Annotated in this window: 23 protein-coding genes; 13 read left to right on the top strand and 10 right to left on the bottom strand. The window is 38.1% G+C overall.

The genetic code is table 11. From position 1 onward, the window contains the following. Positions 1-39 precede the first annotated feature (39 nt). The 6 genes from ACOZBY_RS13730 to ACOZBY_RS13705 form a co-directional block, all read right to left on the bottom strand. Entirely contained in the window at positions 40-429 is a 390-nt protein-coding gene (locus ACOZBY_RS13730) for an RDD family protein (protein ID WP_012293881.1), read from the bottom strand. 75 nt (positions 430-504) lie between these two features. Continuing rightward, positions 505-1,455, bottom strand: coding sequence for a carbohydrate kinase family protein (locus tag ACOZBY_RS13725; RefSeq protein ID WP_031419560.1), 951 nt, complete (start codon positions 1,453-1,455; stop codon positions 505-507). Next, positions 1,455-2,339, bottom strand: a complete 885-nt coding sequence (locus ACOZBY_RS13720; RefSeq protein ID WP_036215533.1) for a DMT family transporter — start codon at positions 2,337-2,339, stop codon at positions 1,455-1,457. Before ACOZBY_RS13720 ends, ACOZBY_RS13725 begins: the two co-directional genes overlap by 1 nt. Before the next feature lie 84 nt (positions 2,340-2,423). Then, entirely contained in the window at positions 2,424-3,674 is a 1,251-nt protein-coding gene (locus tag ACOZBY_RS13715) for a glutamate-5-semialdehyde dehydrogenase (protein WP_012293884.1), read from the bottom strand. 12 nt (positions 3,675-3,686) lie between these two features. Beyond that, on the bottom strand, positions 3,687-4,781 hold the full coding sequence (proB, locus tag ACOZBY_RS13710; protein WP_031419564.1) for a glutamate 5-kinase: 1,095 nt from the start codon (positions 4,779-4,781) through the stop codon (positions 3,687-3,689). A 387-nt stretch (positions 4,782-5,168) separates the two neighbouring features. Beyond that, complete coding sequence (locus ACOZBY_RS13705; RefSeq protein ID WP_012293886.1) at positions 5,169-5,552, bottom strand: hypothetical protein; 384 nt, start codon at positions 5,550-5,552, stop codon at positions 5,169-5,171. 558 nt (positions 5,553-6,110) lie between these two features. Between ACOZBY_RS13705 and ACOZBY_RS13700 the strand changes: the two genes are divergently transcribed. Continuing rightward, positions 6,111-6,908, top strand: a complete 798-nt coding sequence (locus ACOZBY_RS13700) for a DUF1835 domain-containing protein (protein WP_197224951.1) — start codon at positions 6,111-6,113, stop codon at positions 6,906-6,908. Between the two features lie 36 nt (positions 6,909-6,944). Here ACOZBY_RS13700 and ACOZBY_RS13695 read toward each other — a convergent pair whose 3' ends face one another. Then, positions 6,945-7,850: a LysR family transcriptional regulator gene (locus ACOZBY_RS13695; protein ID WP_099805972.1), complete on the bottom strand. Its 906-nt coding sequence runs from the start codon at positions 7,848-7,850 to the stop codon at positions 6,945-6,947. A 284-nt stretch (positions 7,851-8,134) separates the two neighbouring features. Here ACOZBY_RS13695 and ACOZBY_RS13690 point away from each other — a divergent pair, with 284 nt between their 5' ends. Continuing rightward, positions 8,135-8,887 (top strand): alpha/beta hydrolase, encoded by a 753-nt coding sequence (locus ACOZBY_RS13690; protein WP_031419567.1) that lies wholly within the window; start codon positions 8,135-8,137, stop codon positions 8,885-8,887. Between the two features lie 166 nt (positions 8,888-9,053). Next, a complete protein-coding gene (brnQ, locus tag ACOZBY_RS13685; protein WP_289449205.1) occupies positions 9,054-10,394 on the top strand; it encodes a branched-chain amino acid transport system II carrier protein in 1,341 nt (446 codons plus the stop codon). 52 nt (positions 10,395-10,446) lie between these two features. Here the strand turns inward: brnQ and ACOZBY_RS13680 are convergent, their stop codons facing one another. Further along, positions 10,447-11,205: an SDR family oxidoreductase gene (locus ACOZBY_RS13680; RefSeq protein WP_031419571.1), complete on the bottom strand. Its 759-nt coding sequence runs from the start codon at positions 11,203-11,205 to the stop codon at positions 10,447-10,449. A 154-nt stretch (positions 11,206-11,359) separates the two neighbouring features. Between ACOZBY_RS13680 and ACOZBY_RS13675 the strand changes: the two genes are divergently transcribed. Then, on the top strand, positions 11,360-11,941 hold the full coding sequence (locus ACOZBY_RS13675) for a TetR/AcrR family transcriptional regulator (protein ID WP_012293893.1): 582 nt from the start codon (positions 11,360-11,362) through the stop codon (positions 11,939-11,941). A 133-nt stretch (positions 11,942-12,074) separates the two neighbouring features. Here the strand turns inward: ACOZBY_RS13675 and ACOZBY_RS13670 are convergent, their stop codons facing one another. After that, entirely contained in the window at positions 12,075-13,256 is a 1,182-nt protein-coding gene (locus ACOZBY_RS13670) for a YhgE/Pip domain-containing protein (RefSeq protein WP_099805969.1), read from the bottom strand. A gap of 58 nt (positions 13,257-13,314) precedes the next feature. Next, positions 13,315-13,914: a TetR/AcrR family transcriptional regulator gene (locus tag ACOZBY_RS13665; protein ID WP_012293895.1), complete on the bottom strand. Its 600-nt coding sequence runs from the start codon at positions 13,912-13,914 to the stop codon at positions 13,315-13,317. 166 nt (positions 13,915-14,080) lie between these two features. Here ACOZBY_RS13665 and ACOZBY_RS13660 point away from each other — a divergent pair, with 166 nt between their 5' ends. The 9 genes from ACOZBY_RS13660 (at position 14,081) to ACOZBY_RS13620 (ending at position 22,785) form a co-directional block, all read left to right on the top strand. Beyond that, positions 14,081-14,395: a PadR family transcriptional regulator gene (locus ACOZBY_RS13660; protein WP_031419577.1), complete on the top strand. Its 315-nt coding sequence runs from the start codon at positions 14,081-14,083 to the stop codon at positions 14,393-14,395. A 1-nt stretch (position 14,396) separates the two neighbouring features. After that, the gene (locus ACOZBY_RS13655) at positions 14,397-14,519 is read left to right on the top strand and encodes a hypothetical protein (protein ID WP_012293897.1); all 123 of its coding nucleotides are present in this window, start codon (positions 14,397-14,399) and stop codon (positions 14,517-14,519) included. A gap of 65 nt (positions 14,520-14,584) precedes the next feature. Then, positions 14,585-15,115 carry a DUF2812 domain-containing protein gene (locus ACOZBY_RS13650; RefSeq protein WP_099805968.1) on the top strand — a complete coding sequence of 177 codons (531 nt, stop codon included), beginning with the start codon at positions 14,585-14,587 and terminating at the stop codon, positions 15,113-15,115. 13 nt (positions 15,116-15,128) lie between these two features. Beyond that, positions 15,129-16,034, top strand: a complete 906-nt coding sequence (locus tag ACOZBY_RS13645; RefSeq protein ID WP_036161280.1) for an ABC transporter ATP-binding protein — start codon at positions 15,129-15,131, stop codon at positions 16,032-16,034. Then, a complete protein-coding gene (locus tag ACOZBY_RS13640) occupies positions 16,018-17,262 on the top strand; it encodes an ABC transporter permease (RefSeq protein WP_422762480.1) in 1,245 nt (414 codons plus the stop codon). Before ACOZBY_RS13645 ends, ACOZBY_RS13640 begins: the two co-directional genes overlap by 17 nt. 220 nt (positions 17,263-17,482) lie before the next feature. Continuing rightward, positions 17,483-18,652, top strand: coding sequence for a toxic anion resistance protein (locus ACOZBY_RS13635; RefSeq protein ID WP_036161284.1), 1,170 nt, complete (start codon positions 17,483-17,485; stop codon positions 18,650-18,652). A gap of 188 nt (positions 18,653-18,840) precedes the next feature. Next, positions 18,841-19,386, top strand: a complete 546-nt coding sequence (locus ACOZBY_RS13630) for a hypothetical protein (protein ID WP_012293903.1) — start codon at positions 18,841-18,843, stop codon at positions 19,384-19,386. A gap of 128 nt (positions 19,387-19,514) precedes the next feature. Further along, positions 19,515-20,426: an EamA family transporter RarD gene (gene rarD, locus ACOZBY_RS13625; protein ID WP_036161285.1), complete on the top strand. Its 912-nt coding sequence runs from the start codon at positions 19,515-19,517 to the stop codon at positions 20,424-20,426. Positions 20,427-20,880: 454 nt separating this feature from the next. After that, positions 20,881-22,785, top strand: a complete 1,905-nt coding sequence (locus ACOZBY_RS13620; RefSeq protein ID WP_036167905.1) for an endonuclease MutS2 — start codon at positions 20,881-20,883, stop codon at positions 22,783-22,785. The last annotated feature ends 3 nt before the right edge of the window (positions 22,786-22,788 follow it).

Below are 22,788 nucleotides of genomic sequence, written 5' to 3'. Positions count from 1 at the left end.
CATGGGGTTGCAAATCTACAACTAATTTTAGCAATTCGTTTATTTCTCTTTCACAACCGTACCGGCAAAGCTATCATGAGGAAGGCATTGTCCATGCTGTTGCTCAAATGCCTGGCGATTTTTTAAATAGTCAAATGAACTGATTGTATCCCGATAAGCCATACGTTTTAAAATTTGACAGTCTGATAATTCATGACCATCTGCATTTTCCAGTACTAGTCCCGTAGCTTTATAGCCAATGGTTTGTCCACCTTTACGAAGCTGTGCGTACTCTAATGCCCATAACATGACTGTCGGTGTAACGAGTGCATGAACCACCTCATTTTTCACTTTCTTCCGTAGAAAATACTCCACGCCTAATGTGACAGCCGTTGAAATAGCAGTATCCATTAAAAAAGCAGCAGCTCGTTTTTTTGTAATCGATTCCATGCAGGTCCTCCTCCCATTGATTTCTCACCAGTACATACGGAAAATAAGAATAAAAGGTTTCAAATTATTTTAGATTCATTCTAACGGTAGTTCAGGATAGGAGGGAATCGCCCCGTGCTTCATTGTCGTGATTCCTGCATAGCGATTGGCAAAAGAAAGCAGGGATATCGCATACTGTTCACAATAGGCTACCAAATGATCGGCAGATAATTGATGTTGAAGGAATTGACTTAATATCGCCCCAATAAAAGCGTCCCCAGCACCAGTCGTATCAACTGCTTGTACATTCTCAGCATGGACCTTACGTTGACATTTCTTTGTATATAATGTTGCGCCTTCTGCTCCATGAGTAATGATAATGGTCTCCAGATGCCCCTGAAATAATGTGTGCACAGCCGAAAATTCTTCCTCGATGGCTGTTAAAAATAACAGTTCTTCATTCGAAAGCTTTACAATATGGGCTTTTGGTAAAAAAGCTAGAATCGTTTCTCGACAAGCCGTCTCATCCTGCCATAAAGGCAATCGAACATTCGGATCAAAGGAAACGATGCTGCCTGCTTGATGTGCCTGCTCGATAAAAGCTAAATGGGCTGATTTCATTGGACTGTCAACAAGATTAACTGAACAAAAATGAATGATATCTTTGTTAGTTAATAGTTGTGATGGGAGATACTCTTGTTTGTACAATAAATCTGCAGCATGGCGTCGATAAAATTGAAAATCTCGCTCGCCCGTTTCAGAGAGTGCTACAAAAGCAAGGCTAGTTTCTCCCTCAGTAGTTTGTCGAATATATTGTGTGTCCACACCTGCCTGCTGCAAAGTCTTCTTCAGAAAATCACCAAACGCATCCTGACCTATTTGTGTTAGGAGGGCTGCCTGTTGACCAAGCTTGGCACATACTGCTGCGACATTTGCAGGGGCTCCACCAGCATGTTTCGTGAAATGCTCGACTTGTACTAGGTCACCATGCTGCTGTGTTGGTGTAAAATCTATTAGCAATTCACCAATTGTAAAGAGTTTGCCCATTAGGATACCTCCTGTGGTAGCCGTTTTTTCTTCGGGGTATAGATCGTGTAGAAAATCCCGCCGAAGATGAATAAAATGCCCAATGTTTGCATAAAGTTCGGCATAAAATCAAGCAGCAGCATATCGAGTAAAATGGCCACTACAGGGTCGACGAATACTAAAACGGAAACTAGAATAGTAGTAAGACTGCGAATACTATCGAAAAATAAATAATATACAAATCCAGTATGAATAAATCCTGTGCCTAGTATATAGAACCAATTGGTTGTAGTTAAACCTTCAAAGAGTGAGAAATCGATGAAGGGCAGTAGAATCAAAATGCCAACTGTTGTTTGAATATACGTTAAGGCATAGGAGCTAAGCTTTGTAATGGTCTTGCTTGTCAGCATGGTAAGAGCATAAAACACCGCTGACAATAAAGCCCAAACAAATCCTGATTGCATAAATTCAGAGAAAGATACAAAGTTTTGAAGACCCATGATAAAAATACTACCGATAAAACAAGTAATAGTTGCCACAAGTGCTTGGATGGTCATTTTTTCTTTTAAAAAGATAGCGCCTAAAATTAAGACAAAGATAGGGGCTAAATTATAAATAGAAATGGCAATCGAAATAGACATTTCCTCAAAGGCTTTAAATAAAAATACCCAATTTAGTACTAAGAAAACGCCACAAATAATAGTTTGAATTACTTCTTTCTTCTCCCATTTTTCTGTTTTATGTCCACCAGTGATGAGCCACAATCCTCCTAGAAAGAGGGTTGCACAAATACATCTAACAAAGACAAGCTCTGTTGCAGGAACTCCAGTATGAACAGTAAAAAAGCCGATGGAGCCAAAAAGTGCCATTGATACGGTTAGTTTAATGATGGCTGAAATGTTCATACAAAACCTTCTTTCTGTTTTTTAGTAAATGCGAAAAGGAAAGGGGATAATCCCTATCAGCATACTTTTTGCTATAGCATGACATTATTCGCGAATTTGCCCATTGCCATATATAAAATATTTTGTAGAGGTGAGAGCAGGTAATCCCATGGGGCCCCGCGCATGTAGCTTTTGTGTACTAATACCAATTTCTGCGCCATAGCCAAATTCAAAACCATCCGTGAAGCGGGTCGAGGCGTTATGATAAACTGCAGCCGCATCAACATTAGTTAAAAACGTTTCCGCCACCAATAGATCTTCCGTTATAATAGCTTCAGAATGATTTGTCCCATAATGATGAATATGCTCAATGGCCTCGTAAACATTTTCAACTAATTTAACGCTTATTTTTAAATCAAGGAACTCAGTCGCATAGTCTTCCTCAGTAGCTGGGAGCGCTCCAGAAAATGCCTCGCATACTCGCTCATCACCAATAATAGTAACACCTGCTTTATGGAGCGATGATAAAAGTTCCGTGCCATATGTTTTAAACCATACAGGGTGAATTAGTAAGCTTTCCGCAGCATTACAAACAGAAGGACGCTGTGTTTTGGCATTTAAACAAATTTTTTCTGCTTTTATGTAATCCGCCATTTGGTCCACATATATATGACAATTGCCTGCACCTGTTTCTAATACAGGGACAGAAGCCTCTCGGACGACCAAGTCAATAAGAGCCTTGCCGCCTCGAGGTATTAATACATCCAAGTACTCGTTTAAATGAAATAATTCTTTAGCGGTCTCACGGCTCGTATCCTCGATTAATTGGACAGCTTCTGTTGGTAGAGACGTCTTCGCCAATGCACGATGAATACTTGCTACGAGAGCATTATTTGAAAACTTAGCAGATGAGCTCCCTCGTAAAATGACGGCATTTCCTGTTTTTAGGGCAAGTGTCGCGGCATCAACCGTAACATTTGGTCTTGCCTCATAGATCATTCCAATGACACCAAGTGGGACCATGCGCTTTTCGATGTGTAGGCCATTACCTTTATCTATACGTTCGATAACTGTGCCAACTGGGTCCTTGAGAGAGACAAGTAAATGAATGGCATCAGCCATCGCTACTATGCGTTCTTCATTGAGCATGATGCGATCTAATGTAGAAGAGGGCATCCCCTGTTGCTCTCCATTGATAAGGTCTTTTGCATTTTCTTCTAAGATGTCTTGTTGGTCCATCAATAGCTGTTCAGCAATTTTAGTCAGCGCTTCATTTTTCTCACATGTAGTTTTAATATTTAACATATAGCTAGCGGCTTTGGCACATTTTCCCTTTTCTTGAATTTCACTTACCATGTTCAGACCTCCTTATTTAGTTTGAATTTTCAGCCATTTATCCCTGTGAATGACCTCAATCGGGCATTTCGATAATGTATTTGTCCGTTTGCCCATAGCGGACAAAAGTTCTTGTGATGAATACAGCACCTCACCACGTCCTAGTAAACCTTGTTCACAATACACTTCAACTACATCACCATTGTTAAAATCACCTTCAACCTGAAAAACACCAGCAGGTAACAAGCTTTTGCCATTGACCATTAGTGCTTGTTCAGCACCTCTATCTATAAAAATTTTACCAGATATTTCCGCGAGTGCAATCCACTGTTTATGATTCTTTAACACGGCTAGGTCATCATGTCCGACATAAGTTCCATCACCACGCCCTGCTAAAATATCAACAAGCTTTTGAGCGCCATAACCTGTTCCGATAAAAACTTTAACTCCAGCCTGTAAAGCTGTACGGGCAGCCAGTAGCTTCGATGCCATGCCGCCTGTTCCAACCTTTGACCCTGTGCTGTCTGCAAAGTCTAACAAGTCGTCCGTGATGGACGTTAAATAATCAATTCGCTCTGCCTGAGGGTTTTTGCTAGGGTTGGCGTTATATAAGCCATTAATATCTGTTAATATGATGAGTTGATCTGCATGAACAAGTCCACTAACAAGGGCAGACAGCATATCATTGTCGCCAAAGGTTAGCTCACTTATAGAAACGGTATCATTTTCATTAATGATAGGTAGCATCGAGCGCTCAAGCAATTCCTCGAAAGTAGCATAGGCATTTTTATAGCATTCTTTTTTAGAAAAATCAGTGCGCGTCAGTAAAATCTGAGCAGGCAATATATCATAAATACTAAATAATGCACTATACGATTGAATAAGTAAGCTTTGCCCTACAGCTGCTGCTGCCTGTTTGCCCTTTACCGTAACAGGACGAGCCGGGTAGCCAAGCTGTTTAAAACCTGCTGCTACTGCACCTGATGACACAAGTAATACATCATGTCCTTGTTTTTTCAACTCCGCGATTGCCTGAACATGATCCATTAAACGAACTTTATCGATTTCGCCTTTTGCATTTGTTAAAGAGCTACTCCCAATCTTGACGACAATTCTCTTTTTTTCCACCACACTACCTCCAATTGTCAAAAATAAAAAACCCTTTTCATCCTAAAAAATTAGGACGAAAAGAGTTGCTTTCCGCGGTACCACCTACATTGAATATCGTGCGACATTCCACTTTCCTCATAACGCTAGAGACTGCGCCTAGTTTAGCTAGGACGATAGACGAAGTAGGTTCATTAGTCTTTTCTTGCACAATGTCTTGCAGCCGATGGACATCGTTCTCTGTTCAAGCAGATACTAATTACTGATCTTCGTTCGTTTTCTCATCATAAAGTTTTTCAACTATTGAGTAAAGAATGCACTACTTCCAAAAGCCTGTCAAGATGATGAGGGAAATTACTTGAAAGTTTTGATAAATTGAGAAAAAAAGATAGAAAGGGCATGAATTTTTTATTTAAACCACCAAATGGCGATGAAAAGAGGGAGCATTGCTAGCAACATTACAAAGAAACTCCATAGTACTTGTTTTCCCGAGGACATGTTTTTTGGCTTTATGCTCATTTGTTCATAAAGCTTGTTAATGGCACGTTGTTCTTTCGCATAAAGCATTGCTTGAAATTCCTCGTAATCTTGAATATAGCTAGATGGTGGACGTGGACTAAAGCGTAAATCTCTAATAGAGTCCGTAATATCTATGTCATTCATCCAATAAGTGATTACAGGAGCTAAGCCTGTATTCTGTGTAGCTTTCACCTCAATGTCATGGGACTTCATTTTATAGTACACCTCACCGTGCTCATCTTCATACAGTGAAACAATATCACTAACTGCCACTAATAATCACCTCTTATTGAATTCATCTATTGTATCATGAGTTTCTTCTATTATAATGGAATAAAGAAGAAAAGTGTTGTTTAAGCGAGCATTAATGGTGAAACGTATGTTCACGAAAAAAATTTAATAAAGTCATAAACTTACAGCTAAAGGCAAGTACGGCATGTAGTATAATGAAAATAGTTTGCTGAAAGCAGTGAAGGAAGGGCATTATTGGAGATTTCCATGATGCAATGAGTCATTTCGATAAAGGAGACCCATTTACCTCGTAATCTTATTTTATATGATATAGAAAAGGGATAGTTTTTTCTTTGCATTGTTACCACAGTCTTCAATTCATCATTTGAACATATTGGGTTTTAAACGCTGATTTTGGGTATAGTATTTTTAGGTACAAGCATTATTAATATTTTTATTGTTTAGTATGATTGCAGGGAAAGTTAGATCCGTCATGATTGGAACGCCTGTGATGGCTAAGCAATTAATATGGTTCAAGGTATCCTCTTTACATTTATCGGGATACAGATTGCCATTAGCATAACAGTAGGAGGAATTCACATGGCTATTTTACATATAACTTTTAGCTTAGCAACCCAGGGTTCCATGAAGCTTGCTATACGCCAACATCTTTTGCAACGTAATGAATCAGTTTTAAGTGTTCATGATGATTTCTCTTTTGGACCTCTTCACAGCTTAGAAGAGCGCATAGTATGGTTAAACACTCATATTTTGAAGGATAATGAAGAACAGCAATTATACGTAGATATGTATGAAAGCTGGAAGAAAAAAATGGCCGAACTGCCATGTGATGTGGATGTTTGGGTTTGGTATAGTCAAAATACACATGAACAGATTGGTCTACGCTATGTTATGAGTGAGTTTATTCATAAATGTAGCATGGTTTATGGGATTGACGTAACAGATGGACTGAAGCAAATTCAACCTCATCTCGATATTCGTCATACAGGAGAGCTTTCCTCAGAAATGCTGATGAAGCTTCGTCCTTACGCAAAACGATTTTCAGTTCAGGAATGTCAACAGCTTGCCAAGGAATGGGAAGACCTTAAAGAGCATTCAAGTCCACTCCGATTGTGGAAAGAGGGTATTGTACATGTCGAGGAAGATGCACTGGATACGCTCATCATTGCCAGTGTGAAGGATTTGCATGTACAATATAATGAAGAATGGCTTTTACTTATGCCTATAATCAGTACTATTAGTGTTGCCTTGGATGATTATATTAGTGATGAATTCATGATGAAACGAATAATGACTATGATTGAGCAAGGCTTCTTGCAGATAGAAGGAGATTTAACGGATTTTCATTCCTGTAGGGTGAAGTATATAGACGTATAATAAAAAGCGGTAGGCTGCATTGGGCAACCTACCGCTTTAGCTTTCCTGAGAGGGAGGAGACATTTTCTTTTCATAAAAATCAAAGACAAATTGTTGGAATTGGCGTGCAGATGGGGACAAATAACGATTGTCAATCCAGGCCATGCCAATAATACGTTCACAAACCATATCCTCTACATGGATTTTGACGATTTTTTTCGGATTCAAATCCTCATCATCAGGAAGCAATGATACCCCGAGTCCTGCACCCACAAAACCTGCAATGGTAGAAACCTCATCACCTTCATAAGAGATTTTTGGCTTAATGCCCGCAGCATGTAACAAGCGATCAGCTGAGCGGCGGAGGGCATACCCTTTTTTCATAAGCACAAAGTTCTCATGTTCCAATTCTTTCATTTTTATGCTTTTGCGATGGGCAAGAGGATGGTCAATCGGAACCATAATAAATAACTCATCTCGCCATAGCTCCTTCCAGCTAACGGGAGGCTCTGTATCAATCGCTGCTAGTAAGCATAGGTCTAATTCGCCAGCAAGCAATTGCTTTAACTGAGAATGTGAGTAATTTTGTGTGAAATGAAAACGGATATGGGGGTGCTTCTGACGAAAAGCACGAATTAAGTCTGGTACAATACTAGTCCCAAGAGTGTGTAAAAAACCGAGTGACACATCCCCAAGCTCCGGATTATTAAGCTCTTGTAATTCTAATACTGCTTTCTCGTATTCTTTACGCATTCGTTGTACACGATATAAGAAAAGTTCACCATAGCGATTGAGCATTATGGAACGCCCCTGCCTATCAAAAAGCGGGACACCTAGTTCTTCCTCCAGCTTTGAAATTGAACGGCTTAACGCTGGCTGTGAAATTGCCAATGCCTCGGCAGCACGTGTCATATGTTCTAACTTTGCAACGGTTACAAAATATTCTAATTGTTGCCACTCCATTTTTTCACCTCTATTCTCGTAATTTTTAAGTTAACTGCATTATAACGGGAAACAAAGAGGAAGTATAGGTGGCAAAAACTTTTTAAACAGACGTCGCTTTTAATTAGAAGAATGGAAAAGTTAAGTAGCAGAAAGTGTGATAGTACAGGTGTTAAGTTGACATCATTCATGCATGGTAGACATTGATTTGATAAAAACTATAAATTGTACATTATGAATAAAGGGTGTTAAGATAGACACATAAAATACACAATTAATAATTTCCGTGAAGGGGATATCCTAAAATGAAGTTAACAAAGCCACAACCTCTAACAATTGAGGGAGGCAAAAAAGCCGTACTATTATTGCATGGATTCACAGGTAGCACAAAAGATGTGAAAAAGCTAGGAGAATTTTTATCTCAACGAGGTTATACCGTTCATGCACCGATTTATAGTGGGCACGGAGTAGAACCAGAAGCACTATTAGAAACGAAACCAGAAGACTGGTGGAACGATGTTGTAGAAGGATATAACTTCCTTCAAAGTAAAGGCTATGAAGAGATCGCAGTTGTTGGCATTTCACTTGGTGGTGTTTTCTCACTGAAGGTTGCAGAGACATTTCCAGTAAAAGCATGTGTAGCGATGTGTGCACCGATTACACGAGATAACTCAAAAGGCTTATTTACACGTTTGTACCACTATGCTCGTTTATATAAACATTTCGAAAATAAATCAAAAGATCAAATTATTTCAGAATTACATGAATTACGTATTTCTCCAAAAGATTCATTAGATGGTGTAACACGTTTAACGACTGAAACACGAGATGATTTATCAACGATTAAAGCTCCAACATTAGTACTACAAGGGTCATTGGATGATGAGCTTTATCAGGAAAGTGCACCTTTCATTTTAAATACTGTAGAAACTGATGACAAAGAAATCATTTGGTATGAAAATTCAGGTCATATAATTACGTTGGATAAAGAACGTGATAAAGTATATGAAGATGTTTATAAATTTTTAGATCATATTGAGTGGTCAGTTGCAAATTAAGGAGGGGCTGTCAGAGGACAGCTCTTTTTTTTGTACTAAGTTTACTATATTCAAAAAAACTATTGTAATTATAATAAATGCTTGATAACATAATTGAATTGTAATGAAAAATCATTCGATTAAAATAATTTGCTATAGTTAAAAACTTCTAAGGAGCACATCAATTATGCAACAAAAAATACCTTTCTCAACCTATGCAGTCATCGGCACTATGTTATTCGGTCTGTATTTTGGAGCAGGGAACCTTATCTTTCCAATCCAATTAGGTCAACTAGCAGGGACCAATTTTTGGCTTGGGTTAATCGGATTTTTAGTCACGGCTATCGGCCTACCATTTTTAGGAATTTTAGCGATTGGCTTATCAGGTAGTAACGGTTTGCGCGATCTAGCGAGCCGTGTTCACCCCATCTTCGGTATTGTCTTTTCACTAGCCCTTTACTTAACAATTGGCCCGTTTTTTGCCATTCCACGTACTGCGACCGTACCATTTGTAGTGGGCTTTGAGCCTTATATTCAAGCACAGCATGTTACATTATTGCTGGCCGTGTTTAGCTTCATTTTTTTCGCCATCGTTTATTATTTTTCGTTAAATCCAGCGAAAATTATGGATTACATTGGTAAATATTTAACACCAGCCTTTTTAATTGTATTATTCATTTTAATTATTACGAGTATCGTAAAGCCAATGGGGGATTTCCAACAACCAATGGGCGATTATATAGATGCTGCCTTTATGACAGGCTTTAAAGAGGGCTATAATACGATGGATGCTTTAGCTTCCCTTGCTTTCGGGATTGTGGTCATTAATGCAATTAAAAGTGCAGGCATTTCCGATCGAAAGGAAATAGCAAAGGCGACATGGACGTCAGGTATATTTGCAATGGCCCTAATGATGCTTATTTATGGCCTGATTACGTATATGGGCGCTTCCAGTATTTCTGCGGTAGGTACCTTTGAGAATGGGGGATTAATTTTTTCCGCAGTGGCAGATCATTATTTCGGTTCGTTCGGTGCTATTTTATTAGCCGTTATCATTGTGCTCGCTTGTTTAAAGACAAGTATCGGCTTAATCACTTCATGTAGTGAATTCTTCCATGAAGTGTTTCCGAAAGTAAGCTATAAATGGTTTGTCTTTTTATTGTGTCTCGTATCCTTTGTCATTGCCAACTTCGGATTAAACAATATTATACAATTCGCCATCCCAGTGCTGATGTTCCTATATCCACTTGCGATTGTTTTAATTTTACTGGCTCTTAGCTCATCGTACTTTCACAATAAGCAAGCGGTGTATGCCATCGCCATGATTTTCACATTTTTCATTAGCGTAATTGACGGCTATAAAGCTTTAGTGGCAAGTATACCTGAAGCACAATTACGTGTATTGGATGCTGTAGAGAAGGCTTATTCATCAATCTTACCATTTTATGATATTGGATTAGGGTGGATATTGCCAGCAATCATTGGAGCATTACTTGGAGCTCTAATTCCTTCTAAAAAAGTACTATAATAATAAAGAAGCACGCACAGAAAATGATAGCTGTGCGTGCTGTTTTACTATATTAGTAAGCTGTCCAGCCACCATCTACCGCAATAACTTGCCCGTTCACAAAGCTTGCTTCATCAGAGCCAAGGAAAATAGCTAATTGGGCAATTTCCTCAGGTTGACCAGCACGAGGATTAATCGATAAACCAAGTGATTGGCGTGCTGCACCTGTTTGACTCATATTTGTCATGGAAGAGGCGATATTCGTCATAACTGCCCCTGGTGCAATCCCATTACAGCGAATATTTTTATCCGCATACATAAAGGCTGTATTTTTAGTTAATCCAACAACGGCATGTTTAGACGCAGTGTAAGCAGCTCCTGCTCGTGCACCATATAAGCCACCAGCGGAAATATTATTGACAAAGACACCATGTCCTTGGGCGAGGAAAATGTCTGTTGCCATACGCATGGAGCGCATCACGGCTGTTGTATTAACCGCAAATACTTTATCCCAACGTTCATCAGAAATTTCCCCGACTGGCTCCATACCATCCATGATACCGGCGTTATTGACTAAAATATCTAATTGACCAAAGTACCTTTTTGTTTCATCAAATAAACGTTGTAAGTCTTCTGTTGATGCGACATTTGTTTGAATGGCAAAAGCTGTACCCCCAGCCGCTTGAATGCCTTCCACCACAGCTTGGGCACCTTCTATATTTAAATCTGAAACGACAACCTTAGCACCCTCTTTTGCATAACCCTCTGCTATAGCTTTCCCCATACCTGAAGCTGCACCTGTGACTATGGCTACTTTACCTTCTAATCTCATCTCAAAGACCTCCTCATACTATTTTTTATAGATATTGAACATCTGTTCATTAAAATCATATAATAAATATGAAAGCGATTTCAATATGCAAAATATCTGGATGTGTTGAGTAATCAACACTTTTGGAAAAACTGTTTACTTAGGAGCTGAAAAAATGTCTACAACAGATTTACGAGTTATTAAAACAAAGCAAGCCTTACACTCAGCTTTATTGACACTGCTTAGTCAAAAGCCATTGGAGCAGATTTCTATTGCGGAAATATGTAGAGAGGCCAAGGTGAATAGGGGGACATTCTATTTGCATTACGAGCAAAAAGAAGGACTCTTTGAAGAATACTTTCAAGAGATTATGGAGGATTTATACCAGTCCTACGAAGAACCTTACCGTGCCGTGACAACATTGGATACACACCAACTAGATCCAGACACAATTCGTATTTTTCACCATATTGAACGCTTTAAAATGTTTTATCGAATTGTGTTTTCCAAAAACGTTCCATTAACGTATTATTACATGCTGTTTGATGGAATTTACTCATTGCTAAAGAGAGATATCACCCTGCATCACGAACATCAAATGACAGCATCGATTTCAATTGATTATTATAGCGCCTACCAAGCAAACGCGATTATCGGACTCATTATCCAATGGTACCGTGGCGACTTTAGCGACAGCGTGACCGTCTTAAATCAGCAGCTAGCTGCCATACTGAAAAATGTTCGAAATGGTGGGTAGAGCAGAAAGAGGTGAATAAAACGCAGAAAGTGATGGATCGAGCATGAAAAGAGGTGGATAAAATGCTCAAAAGGGATAGCCCCCCACTCTGTCCATCAACGAAGGAACAGAGCCTAGGGGCTATAAAATACAACTAACTAGAACTCTTAGCAAGTGCGGGTTTTATTGCTACGGTCACTGTAGCGATTGTCAGAGTGACAAGTATGATGATACCTAAGGAGCTACTATTTTGTAGCAAATTATCGGCACTTCCTCCGAAAATAATGGTGTAATAGCCATCGGCACCGTAAGAAGCGGGTAGCATAGCAGCTATTTGCTTGTAACCTTCAGATAGCATGGTTTTCGGAACGAGCACTCCAGAGGTTACTAGTTGGAGGGATAGGGCACAAATATTGAAGACCATGCCGATATTTCCAAAAAGAATGACGAAAACCTGGGCTAGGCAAAGGAAAGCTAGGAACATCACAGATTGGAAGAGATAGATGGATAGAAAGCTTTCATTGCTCGAAATAGTAAATAGATGCATTAAACCGATTGTAAGGAATGGTAAAGTAAGAGCTACTCCAACATTGAGCAGCTGTCGTGCAAAGAACAATTGCCATTTTGAGAGAATACTTTGTACCTTTTGTGCGGCTTGCTGATGTTGCATAATCATCACCATTGCCCCTACAAAGGAGGATATAATGACCATAAGTGGGATAAAGTTTGCTGCAAACCCCTTCACATCATTCGTTTTAAGAATAGTAGCATCGACGGCGTGATCTTTAATTGACATCATGGTTGTATGGACAGATGCGTTTATTTGCTGGGAGGTATTTTGCTCAAAAGGAAGCTGTGCAAATTGTTGGGAAAAAACCTCGATTGCCTGATTTTGTTGTAATGGGTAGAGCATTCGGTTCATTTCTTCTGTTAATTGCTTAGCGACACTATCCATCATGTTTTTGGCCATACTAGCATTGGCCTGATTAATCGAATAGATGATTTCTGCTTTTTCTCCAGTCTGAAGTTGATTCGTAAAATTTGCGGGAATTTGCATAATCATATTAATTTGGCGTTCATTTAGGGCATGCTCTGCTTGCTTCAACGAGGAATATTTTTTTACCGTAAATGGAATGTTGTCCTCCATATCCTTTACAATTTGTTGTCCCATCCCCGTATCTTCCACAACGAAGCCTATCGATAATTCATCAGCTCGCTCATTGACACCGTCATAGGCTGTCATCCAAATTGTAAAGAAAATTAATTGGAAGGCAATCGCAGCAACAATGCCAATATATGTTTCACGAACGCTCAATAAAGTTTGTAAACCTTTCATTGTTAAACTACCCCTTTATAAAGTAAGTACTTACTTGCATTGGAAGGAAAAATTTTTTCTAGGAAACGAGTCCCCTAGAAAAAATAGCAACACTTGTCTGTAATAGTTCTTCGGTTGGTATGTCAGACACCATAGTACCAAGACGTGCACGTGACATAAAATGGCCAAAGTTAAGCGCAATAAGCGATAATGCGGCAGCTTCAAAATCAACCTCTCTTATCTTCCCTCGCTGTTGCATTTCTTGAAAGTACTGGCAGAGTTCCTTTTTGATCAAAAGAGGGATATTTGCAATTTCCTCACTGATTTCAGGAAACTGAATGGACTCCTTAAAGCCAATCATCACCAAATCTTTAATCGACATTAAGAATTCAAAATGCTTTAAAGAAAAGTTTAATAAATCCTTTTCTAATTCCCACGTAACATTTTGATGGATCTCCTGTTGTAAAAGAGGATAATACGAAAATTGTTCAACTATGGCTTTCAAGAGGCCACGCTTATTGCCAAAATGGCGGAAAAGTGTAACTTCATTGACGCCTGCTAATTCAGCAATCGTTTTCGTTGTTGCGGCAGTATAGCCCTTTTCGCTAATCAATTGTAGAGCAGCTTCGATGATTCGTTCTGCGGTTCCCTTTGTTGTCAAACATAAACTTCCTTTCATGCAAGTAATCACTTACATGTTAACACAGTGCATGCTTCTCTGCAACATAATAATCCATTTCAATGAAATAATCGTCAACAAGAATATTGACAACTATATCGACGACTGATATATTTTATTTGTATCGGCTGACGATATATTGGTGGACGATATAAAGGGGGATTGTATGACACAGGAGCATCCGCCGTTAACTGAAGGCGTATATTATATTTTATTAGCTTTATATGAGCCTAGACATGGTTATGGCATTATGCAATTAGTAGAGGAAATGAGCAGTGGGCGAGTACGCTTAGGCGCTGGTACCATTTATGGGGCCATTAAAACTTTGCTAGAACGAGGCTGGATTGAGGCGCTCGACGATGACGGTCGAAAGAAAGAATATGTAATTACAGAAACTGGAGAAAAGGTAGTTGAATACGAAATTTTAAGATTAAGGGAACTTTTTGACAATGGTATCCGTATAACGAGAGGAGCTGAATAATATGCATACATATCGATTAATGATTAATCCATATGCATTTGTCCTATTATTCTCATTCCCATTATATAGGCTTATACGTGTACGCAATCGATTGAAGAAAGAGCTAAATATATTTTCAGATTAGTGGACGTCCATTATTTTCTGGGAAATCAGAAAATAGTGAAAGAACTTCCTATAAGGGGTGAGAGGATGGAAAAAAGAATTTACCGTTTTTTTGTAGATTATGAAAAGGAAGAACGGTGGGTCAATGAAATGGCAGATCGGGGGTGGAATCTTAAAAAAGCAATTGTAGGTTTTTTTGTTTTTGAAAAAGGAACACCACAACAATATATTTATCGAAATGAATTTGTGAATAGGAAATCGAAGGATTATTTTGAGTTTCTAGAGATGATGAATATAGAATGTGTGTACAAATTCGGTGGTTGGGCATATTACCGAAAACCAAAGGCAGAGGGGCCATTTGAATTATTCTCAGATACTACCTCTAAAATTAGCTATATAAAATCGATGAATCGTATTTTTATCGTACTGTTGCTAGTCAATATAGTGGCTGGTCTTTATAATCTTTCGTTAGGAACGTGGGGGCCATCTTTAAAAGTAGTCAACACCAGTGTAGGGTGTTTAAATTTTATCGTATCCATAATGGTGTGTATCTCTATTTTAAAAAATGCAAACCGTAAAAAAAGATTGAAGGAAAATTTACATATATTCGAAGGGTAAGGAGGATGACAACATGACTTTACAGTTACAGCATGTCACGAAGAAGTATAAGGATTTTACGGCTGTAGATGGATTGGATTTTACGATTGAAAAAGGTGAAATCTTTGGTCTAATTGGCCAAAATGGTGCGGGGAAAACAACCACTTTCCGTATGATCTTAGATTTACAGGAGACAACAGCAGGTACAATTACATGGAATGGTCAGCCAGTTAATGCGATTAACCGAGATGTCCTAGGATATTTACCAGAGGAAAGAGGTATTTTCCCAACGATGAAAGTCGAGGAGCAGTTATACTTTTTTGGTGAGTTACGTGGGATGAAAAAGGCGGAGCTGAAAAAGGAAATTGATTTTTGGATTCAACGTTTTGAGCTGGAGGAAAAACGTAAAGATAAGGCTGAAACGCTATCAAAGGGAAACCAGCAAAAAGTACAGCTTATTGCCAGCTTTATCCATAAACCTGAATTTTTAATTTTAGATGAACCGTTTAGTGGATTGGACCCGGTTAATAAAGACTTATTAAAGGATGCCATTCTCCTTTTAAAGGAACAGGGTACAACCATTTTGTTCTCTAGTCACCAAATGGATAATGTTGAGGAACTTTGTGATCACTTATGCCTATTAAAAAGAGGTGTTTCGTTATTCTCTGGTAGTCTACTAGATTTAAAGAAGCAATATGGCAAAACAAAACTGGCCGTAAGAACAGATTGGTCAACCACACAGCTATTGGCGTTAGAAGGCGTCAAGGAAGTACGTGTAGAGAAGGAACAAACCGTTCTTACATTAGTGGATGAAAGCTATGCCCAAAGTATTTTTGAGCAGCTTTCCAATGGGAAGTATATCGAAAAATTCAGCTTGGATTATTTATCATTAGATGAAATCTTTAAAGATAAGGTAGGTGGCAATGTTGTCGAAGTTTAATTTATTAATGAAACAATTATATAAATCAAAAATAAAATCAAAATCCTTTATTTTAATGACATGTTTATATGTACTTGTAATGTCTGTAGCTGTTTTCTGGTCTGAAATTAAAGAGCTTTTTACAGGTGATGATGAAGCACAGCAAATTGCCATTATCAATGATACGTCCGCTGATTTAAGTGGTATCTTTGTTTCCAATGGGGACATGGCTTTTATCCTAGATGAAAAGGATATACCGGCACTTGAAAAAAAGGTAAAGGACGGCAAGCTAGATGCCATTGTGACAATTAAGGATCAAGGCGGTCAGCTACAAGCAGAAATTGCTACGTTTACACCATTGAAATTAAACGATCAATCGACATTGTCATCCTTATTGCAATATGCTGGTCAGCACTATGCGGTTCAGCAATTATCACTATCACCTGAGCAGGCAGCACAAATTATGGCGGCTCAAACGACGATTTCCACTAAAAACTTAAATGAGGAATCAACGGGTGGGAAAAGTGAAGAAGAAAAGCAATCAGGCTTAGTTGTTTCCTATGCAGTTGGGATTTTAATTTATTTCTTTATTTCTACATTCCTATCTATGATTACGACTGAAATTGCCTCTGAAAAAGGCTCACGAGCAATGGAAATGCTTTTAGTAAGTGTCAAGCCAACTACTCATTTTAAAGCAAAAATTGCAGGTGTATTATTACTCGCTTTAACACAGATGGGTATTCTTGCAGCAGTATTCCTCATCTATGCTAAACTCGTAAAAGGCGGAATTGTTTGGGATATGGCGGCTGACATTGTCAAAGAGCTGTCAGTTGGTTACGTTATCTATGCCATTGTATTCTTATTGCTAACGGTTATCCTATATCTTATCATTGGCGCATTATTCGGCTCATTAGTATCGAAAGTTGAAGAAGCAGGTCAAGTATTAATGCCGGCCATGATTATTACGATTATCGGCTTCTATGTCATGCTAACAGGGATGGGTAATCCAGATACAATCATCATTAAAATATTCTCTTATATCCCGTTAACATCAGGAATGATTATGCCAATGAGGATAGGTGCTACAGATATCGGGGGTATAGTGCCATTGCTATCTCTAGGTATTTTAATCGCAACGATTATAGTCGTGTACCTATTTAGTTTATCGTTCTATAAACGCAGTGTACTGACATATAGCTCAGGCGGTGTCATTCAAAAAATAAAAACAGTATTAAAGGTAACAACTTAAGTGTTAAGCAGCTACACGATGATGTAGCTGCTTTTGGTCGTTCCATACCAATGATAGAAAACAATGTAAAGGAATTTGCGTAATCAGTCGAATTTTGTTTAGAAAGAAGCTATAATTTAAAAAAGAGCATGAAATTGGTTTTGTCTTTCTATCGTAATGAAACCTTTTTCCAAGGTAATCGTAAGTAAATTGTAGAGATAAATTGCAGGGGGTAAAACGTATGTCTGAATTCAACAATGATCTTTTAAAATCCAAGGACCCATTCGCTTCTGAAAATCCTTTATTACAGCCTAATCCACTTATGCAACAAGAGCCTGAACAAAAGCCGGTACTTGTTTCTGAGCAAGAGCTATCACAAATTGCGCAAAACCAGCTTATGCTAAAGAAAGATCCAGAGGTTCATGCACTTGCTCAACGCATTGATGTTAAAGATCAAATCGCCATGCTAGAGCTTGGTAAGGAAACAGCAAGTGGCATTTCTACTTTTTCAGATAAAATGCTGGCTACTATGAAGTCCAGCAAACTAGAAGAATCGAGTGTCCTATTAAATAATTTGAATAAAATTATGGATAAATTTGATCCTCAAGATTTTTCAGAGGAGAAAAAGGGTGGCTTCATCTCCAAGCTCTTTAATAAAGGAAAAGAGCAATTGGAAAGATTCCTATCTAAATATGACAGCATGAATAAGGAAGTAGATGTGATTTACCGTGAAATTCAAAAATATGAAGGTGAAATGAAGCGTAATACAATTGATCTTGAAAATCTATATGATCAAAATTTAAATTACTTCCAATCTTTAAGTAAATTTGTTGCTGCAATTGAAGTAAAGATAGAAGATGTTCGTTCAACATTACCAGCCCTTGAGCAAAAGGCTCAAACTGGCGATCAATTAGCAGCAATGGAATATGAAACAATGCTACGTGCAGTGGAATTATTAGAGCAACGTCGCTATGATTTAGAAATGGCGCAGCAAGTATCATTCCAATCCGCACCTCAAATACGTTTAATGCAACAAGGTAATAACCATTTAATTGCGAAAATTAACTCAGCCTTTGTGACGACAATCCCTATTTTCAAACAAGGTTTAATTCATGCAGTTACTTTAAAGCGTCAAAAGCTTATTTCCGATTCAATGAGTGAGCTAGATCGTCGTACGAATGAAATGCTCGTGCGTAATGCTGAAAACATTAGTAAAAACAGCGTGAATATTGCACGTGCTGCAGGCAGCCCAAGCATAAAAATTGAAACAATTGAAACAACATGGCAAACGATTATGACTGGTATTCAAGAAACAAAGCAAATTCAAGCTGAAACAGCCAGAAGTCGTGAAGAGGGTCGTAAACGTATTGAACGTTTGCAATTAGAATATGAAAAATTGAAAAAAATGTAATAATCGAAGCTTCTTGTAGAAAACGTTGCAAGAAGCTTTTTTATTTGTATGTGTTATATGTTCTTTGACAAAAAGTAAAATACTGATTATGATAAAATTAAATGAGAATGATTATCAAATAAAAAAGGAAGCGAACAGATGTTATACAAAGCTTTACGATTACATGAAATAATTCGTGGAGGAGTGAAATGATGACCAATAAAATAAGTTCCTCTACATTGTCGTATGAGCCTTTTGAAGATGGAACGCTTGCTCTTAGCGCAGCTGAAACTTTAATGCTTATTCCACAAAGCCGTTATTTAGAGTTATTGCAAAAAGAAAAAGTGTACAGTGCTAGACATACCGATTTAGATAAAAAGCAAAATGGAATAGAACAAGAATGCAAAATATTAAAAAAACAAAATGCAGCACTTACAGAGGACTTGCAAAAATCAAAGCAGCAAAACATAGTCCTTCAAAAAAAAGTAACGGAATATAATTGCGTGGTAGAGGAAATGCAGGTGCTACGACAACAAAATACGGAGCTACTAATTGAATTAAGTAAATATACGTCTTTGTCGAGGGAGTCACTAACAGGACCACTTAAGTCAATGATAAAAAATATGCGAGAGCAGGGGGTTGGCATAAAGGAAATTCATATACGCATCAAACGCCAAATCAATCCAGATATTAGTTATAGTACAGTGCGCAAATATATCTCCGAGCTAGAATCAGAGCAGAAGGATGGACGGTGATAGAAGTAGTTAAGAAATTTGGCATTTACAGTTGCCACTCAAAGCCCTATAATGAGTCTATTCTTTAACTAGTTTAACATTATGTGAGGTCGCTATTGATTTCACTAAGAGTAGGAGCGTTAGTGGCAATGTCAAATGAGAAAAAAGGGGTTTTGGCGGCATTTTTTGCCTATGCCTTTTGGGGTGCCTTTCCTCTCTATTGGAAACTACTTGAACATGTACCAAGTATGGAGATTTTATTATCCCGAGTGATTTGGTCGTTTGTCTTTACTGTACTGGCTGTCATCGTATTTCGAATGCGTAAAGACCTTATAGCGGACTTAAAATATTTATGGTCACATCAAAAGCATTTCTGGCAGCTTGCGGGTGCTTCCTTCGTCATTTCAATGAACTGGTACTTGTATATTTGGGCAGTTACCCATAACCATTTAATTGAAACAAGCTTAGGCTATTATATAAATCCGCTCTTGTCTGTTATTTTTGGAGTGATTTTCTTTAAAGAATCGCTAAGTCGCGCACAATGGGTAGCGACAGGAATTGCCTTTCTGGCCGTTATTATTTTAACGATTAATTATGGCTCTGTGCCATGGGTAGCACTGTTAATTGCGCTATCTTTTGCTATATACGGCGTATTGAAGAAGAAAATTACACTGGATGCTACAAGAGGATTAGCTATTGAAACATTATTGATCCTACCATTTGCCTTAGGCTATTATGTTTATCTATTTTCAACCCATCAAGCTTCGTTTTTACATGTTGACGTAAAAACAGATATTTTGATGATTTTCAGTGGTTTAGTAACAGCTGTACCACTCATCCTATTTGCAAAAGGTGCACAAAATATTCCATTATATTTATTGGGCTTTATCCAATACGTTTCACCAACCATTGTTTTGATTTTGGGTATTGTACTGTACAAAGAGCCATTTAGTCAGACAGAGCTTTTAGCATTTAGCATCATTTGGGCAGCATTATTACTATTCTCAGGTTCCAAGATTATAGAAACGAGAAAAGCCCATCATAAATCAGTAGACTTGTAGAATTTTCTACAAGTCTTTTTTCTTATTTGCACAATATTGAGCCGCACCTTTACAATTTAGTCAGCATATAGTAAGATGATGTCAATAATTAGATAACAATGATATAAAATGAGAGGTGCTTTTTGTGAGTGCGGTAGGTTCTAACTAGGTAAAAAATAAATGAAATAAATGATATGGCGACAGGGGATATATGTCATGAACAGACCCCTTATTTGGTCATGGATTTATTTCAAAACCTATGTAGATACCTACAATACTTTATCAAGCGGTGCATATATGGATGAAACTTCAGAAAATGAGGTTTTATTTGTAGTGCTATGAACACTCGCCTTTTGAAGATAGAGCTGTGGGGATTCCTCACAGCTTTTTTTATTTTGTTTAACACTTCATTGCTATCTAATATTGGGTAGGTATCTTCATGAATGATAAAAATCAGAATGAGGAGCATAAATAAATGAATTTTACTACTCTTGAGAAGTTACAATACCAAGAATTAAAAGATATCGTTAAATCCTATTGTGTAAGTGGGTTGGGGAAACAGTTATTAGATAAATTAATGCCCAGCTCAAACTTAGCAATTGTAAAAACTCGCTTGAATGAAACAACTGAGGCCCGTGTAATCGTAGATGCGGAGGGTCATGTACCATTTTTAGGTGTATCCAATATTGAGCATATCATGACCAAACTGGCAAAAGGGATGATCTTGGACCCCAGTGAGCTCATCAGCATGTCGGACTTTTTACGAGGCTGTCGTAACATTAAAAAATTCATGTTAGATAAAGAATTTTTTGCGCCAGTTCTTTCATCTTACGCGAATTCAATGGCCGAATTTAAAAATGTGGAGGAAGAAATAAACTTTGCTATAAAAGCTAATCGTGTCGATTCAGCTGCTAGTCGAGAATTAAAGCGGATTCGTCATCATATCGAAACGACAGAGGAAAAAATAAAAGAACGCTTAACAAAATTCCTCAACAACAGTGCCAACAAAACGTATATACAGGAGTTCTTTATTAGTCAAAAGGATGATCGCTATACGATTCCAATTAAGGCTTCCTATAAAAATCATGTACAGGGGACGATAGTGGAAATCTCCTCAAAAGGGGCAACCGTTTTTATGGAGCCAAGTATTGTGGCTAAATTAAATGGAGAATTAGCTACTTTAAAGGCTGAAGAAGCGGTGGAGGAGTATCAGATATTAGCATCTTTATCAGGGCTTTTAATGGATCATCTTCACGCCCTCCATATAAATATGGAGTTGATTAGCCAATATGATATGGTCTTTGCTAAAGCAAAATTTAGTAAACAAATTGGTGGCATGGAGCCACGCTTAAATGATTATGGCTACATTCAAGTAATCAATGGTAGACATCCTTTATTACCAGGAAACGCTGTACCACTTCAATTTACGATAGGGAAAGATTACAGGAGCTTAATTATTACTGGACCAAATGCTGGTGGCAAGACGGTCGTGTTGAAAACAATTGGCTTATTAACATTGGCGACAATGTCAGGCTTTCATATTGTGGCAGATGAGGGTACTGAATTGGCTATATTCGATCATATCTTTGTTGATATAGGTGACAATCAAAGTATGGAAAATGCGTTAAGTACGTTTTCATCCCATATGAAAAATCTCTCCGACATTATGAGAGCATCCAATAATCATACACTATTAATATTGGATGAGATCGGCAGTGGTACTGAGCCGAATGAGGGTGCAGCACTGGCTATTGCGATTTTAGAAGAGTTCTATCAAATGGGCTGTATCACAGTAGCGACAACACATTACGGAGAAATTAAACGATTTTCAGAGATGCACCCAGACTTTATGAATGCGGCTATGCGATTTAATAGTGAAACATTAGAGCCTTTGTATCAGTTGATGATTGGCACGTCTGGAGAGAGTAATGCACTTTGGATTTCTAAAAAAATGAATGTCCGTGCAGAGGTTTTACAACGAGCGCAAGATTATATGAATCATAAGGATTATCAGCTGACTCGTGTGCAGGATAGTAAAATTCGAAAGCCGAAAGTAGAGAAAGCTGGCAGGGCAGCCATCATTGAATTTGCCAAGGGGGACCGAGTGAAATTATTGGATCATGATGATGTCGGGCTTGTTTATCAAGAAATGAATCAGTTCTATAATGTCACTGTGTACTATAAGGGTGAGATGCTAGAAGTTCATGTGAAACGACTTGCATTAGAGCTACCGGCAACCGAACTATACCCTGAAGGATATGATCTTGAGACTTTATTTGTCGACTATCAAGAACGTAAGCTTCAGCATGATATAGAGCGTGGTTCCAAAAAAGCATTGCGCAAAATTCATAAGCAAATAAAAGAAGATCATCAGCAGTAAGAA

Origin of the sequence: Lysinibacillus sp. NPDC056220, assembly GCF_049315265.1 — a bacterium.
Taxonomy (GTDB): Bacteria; Bacillota; Bacilli; order Bacillales_A; family Planococcaceae; genus Lysinibacillus; species Lysinibacillus pinottii.
The sequence above is the reverse complement of the archived record's forward strand: the minus strand, read 5'-3'. Positions and strand labels throughout refer to the sequence as shown.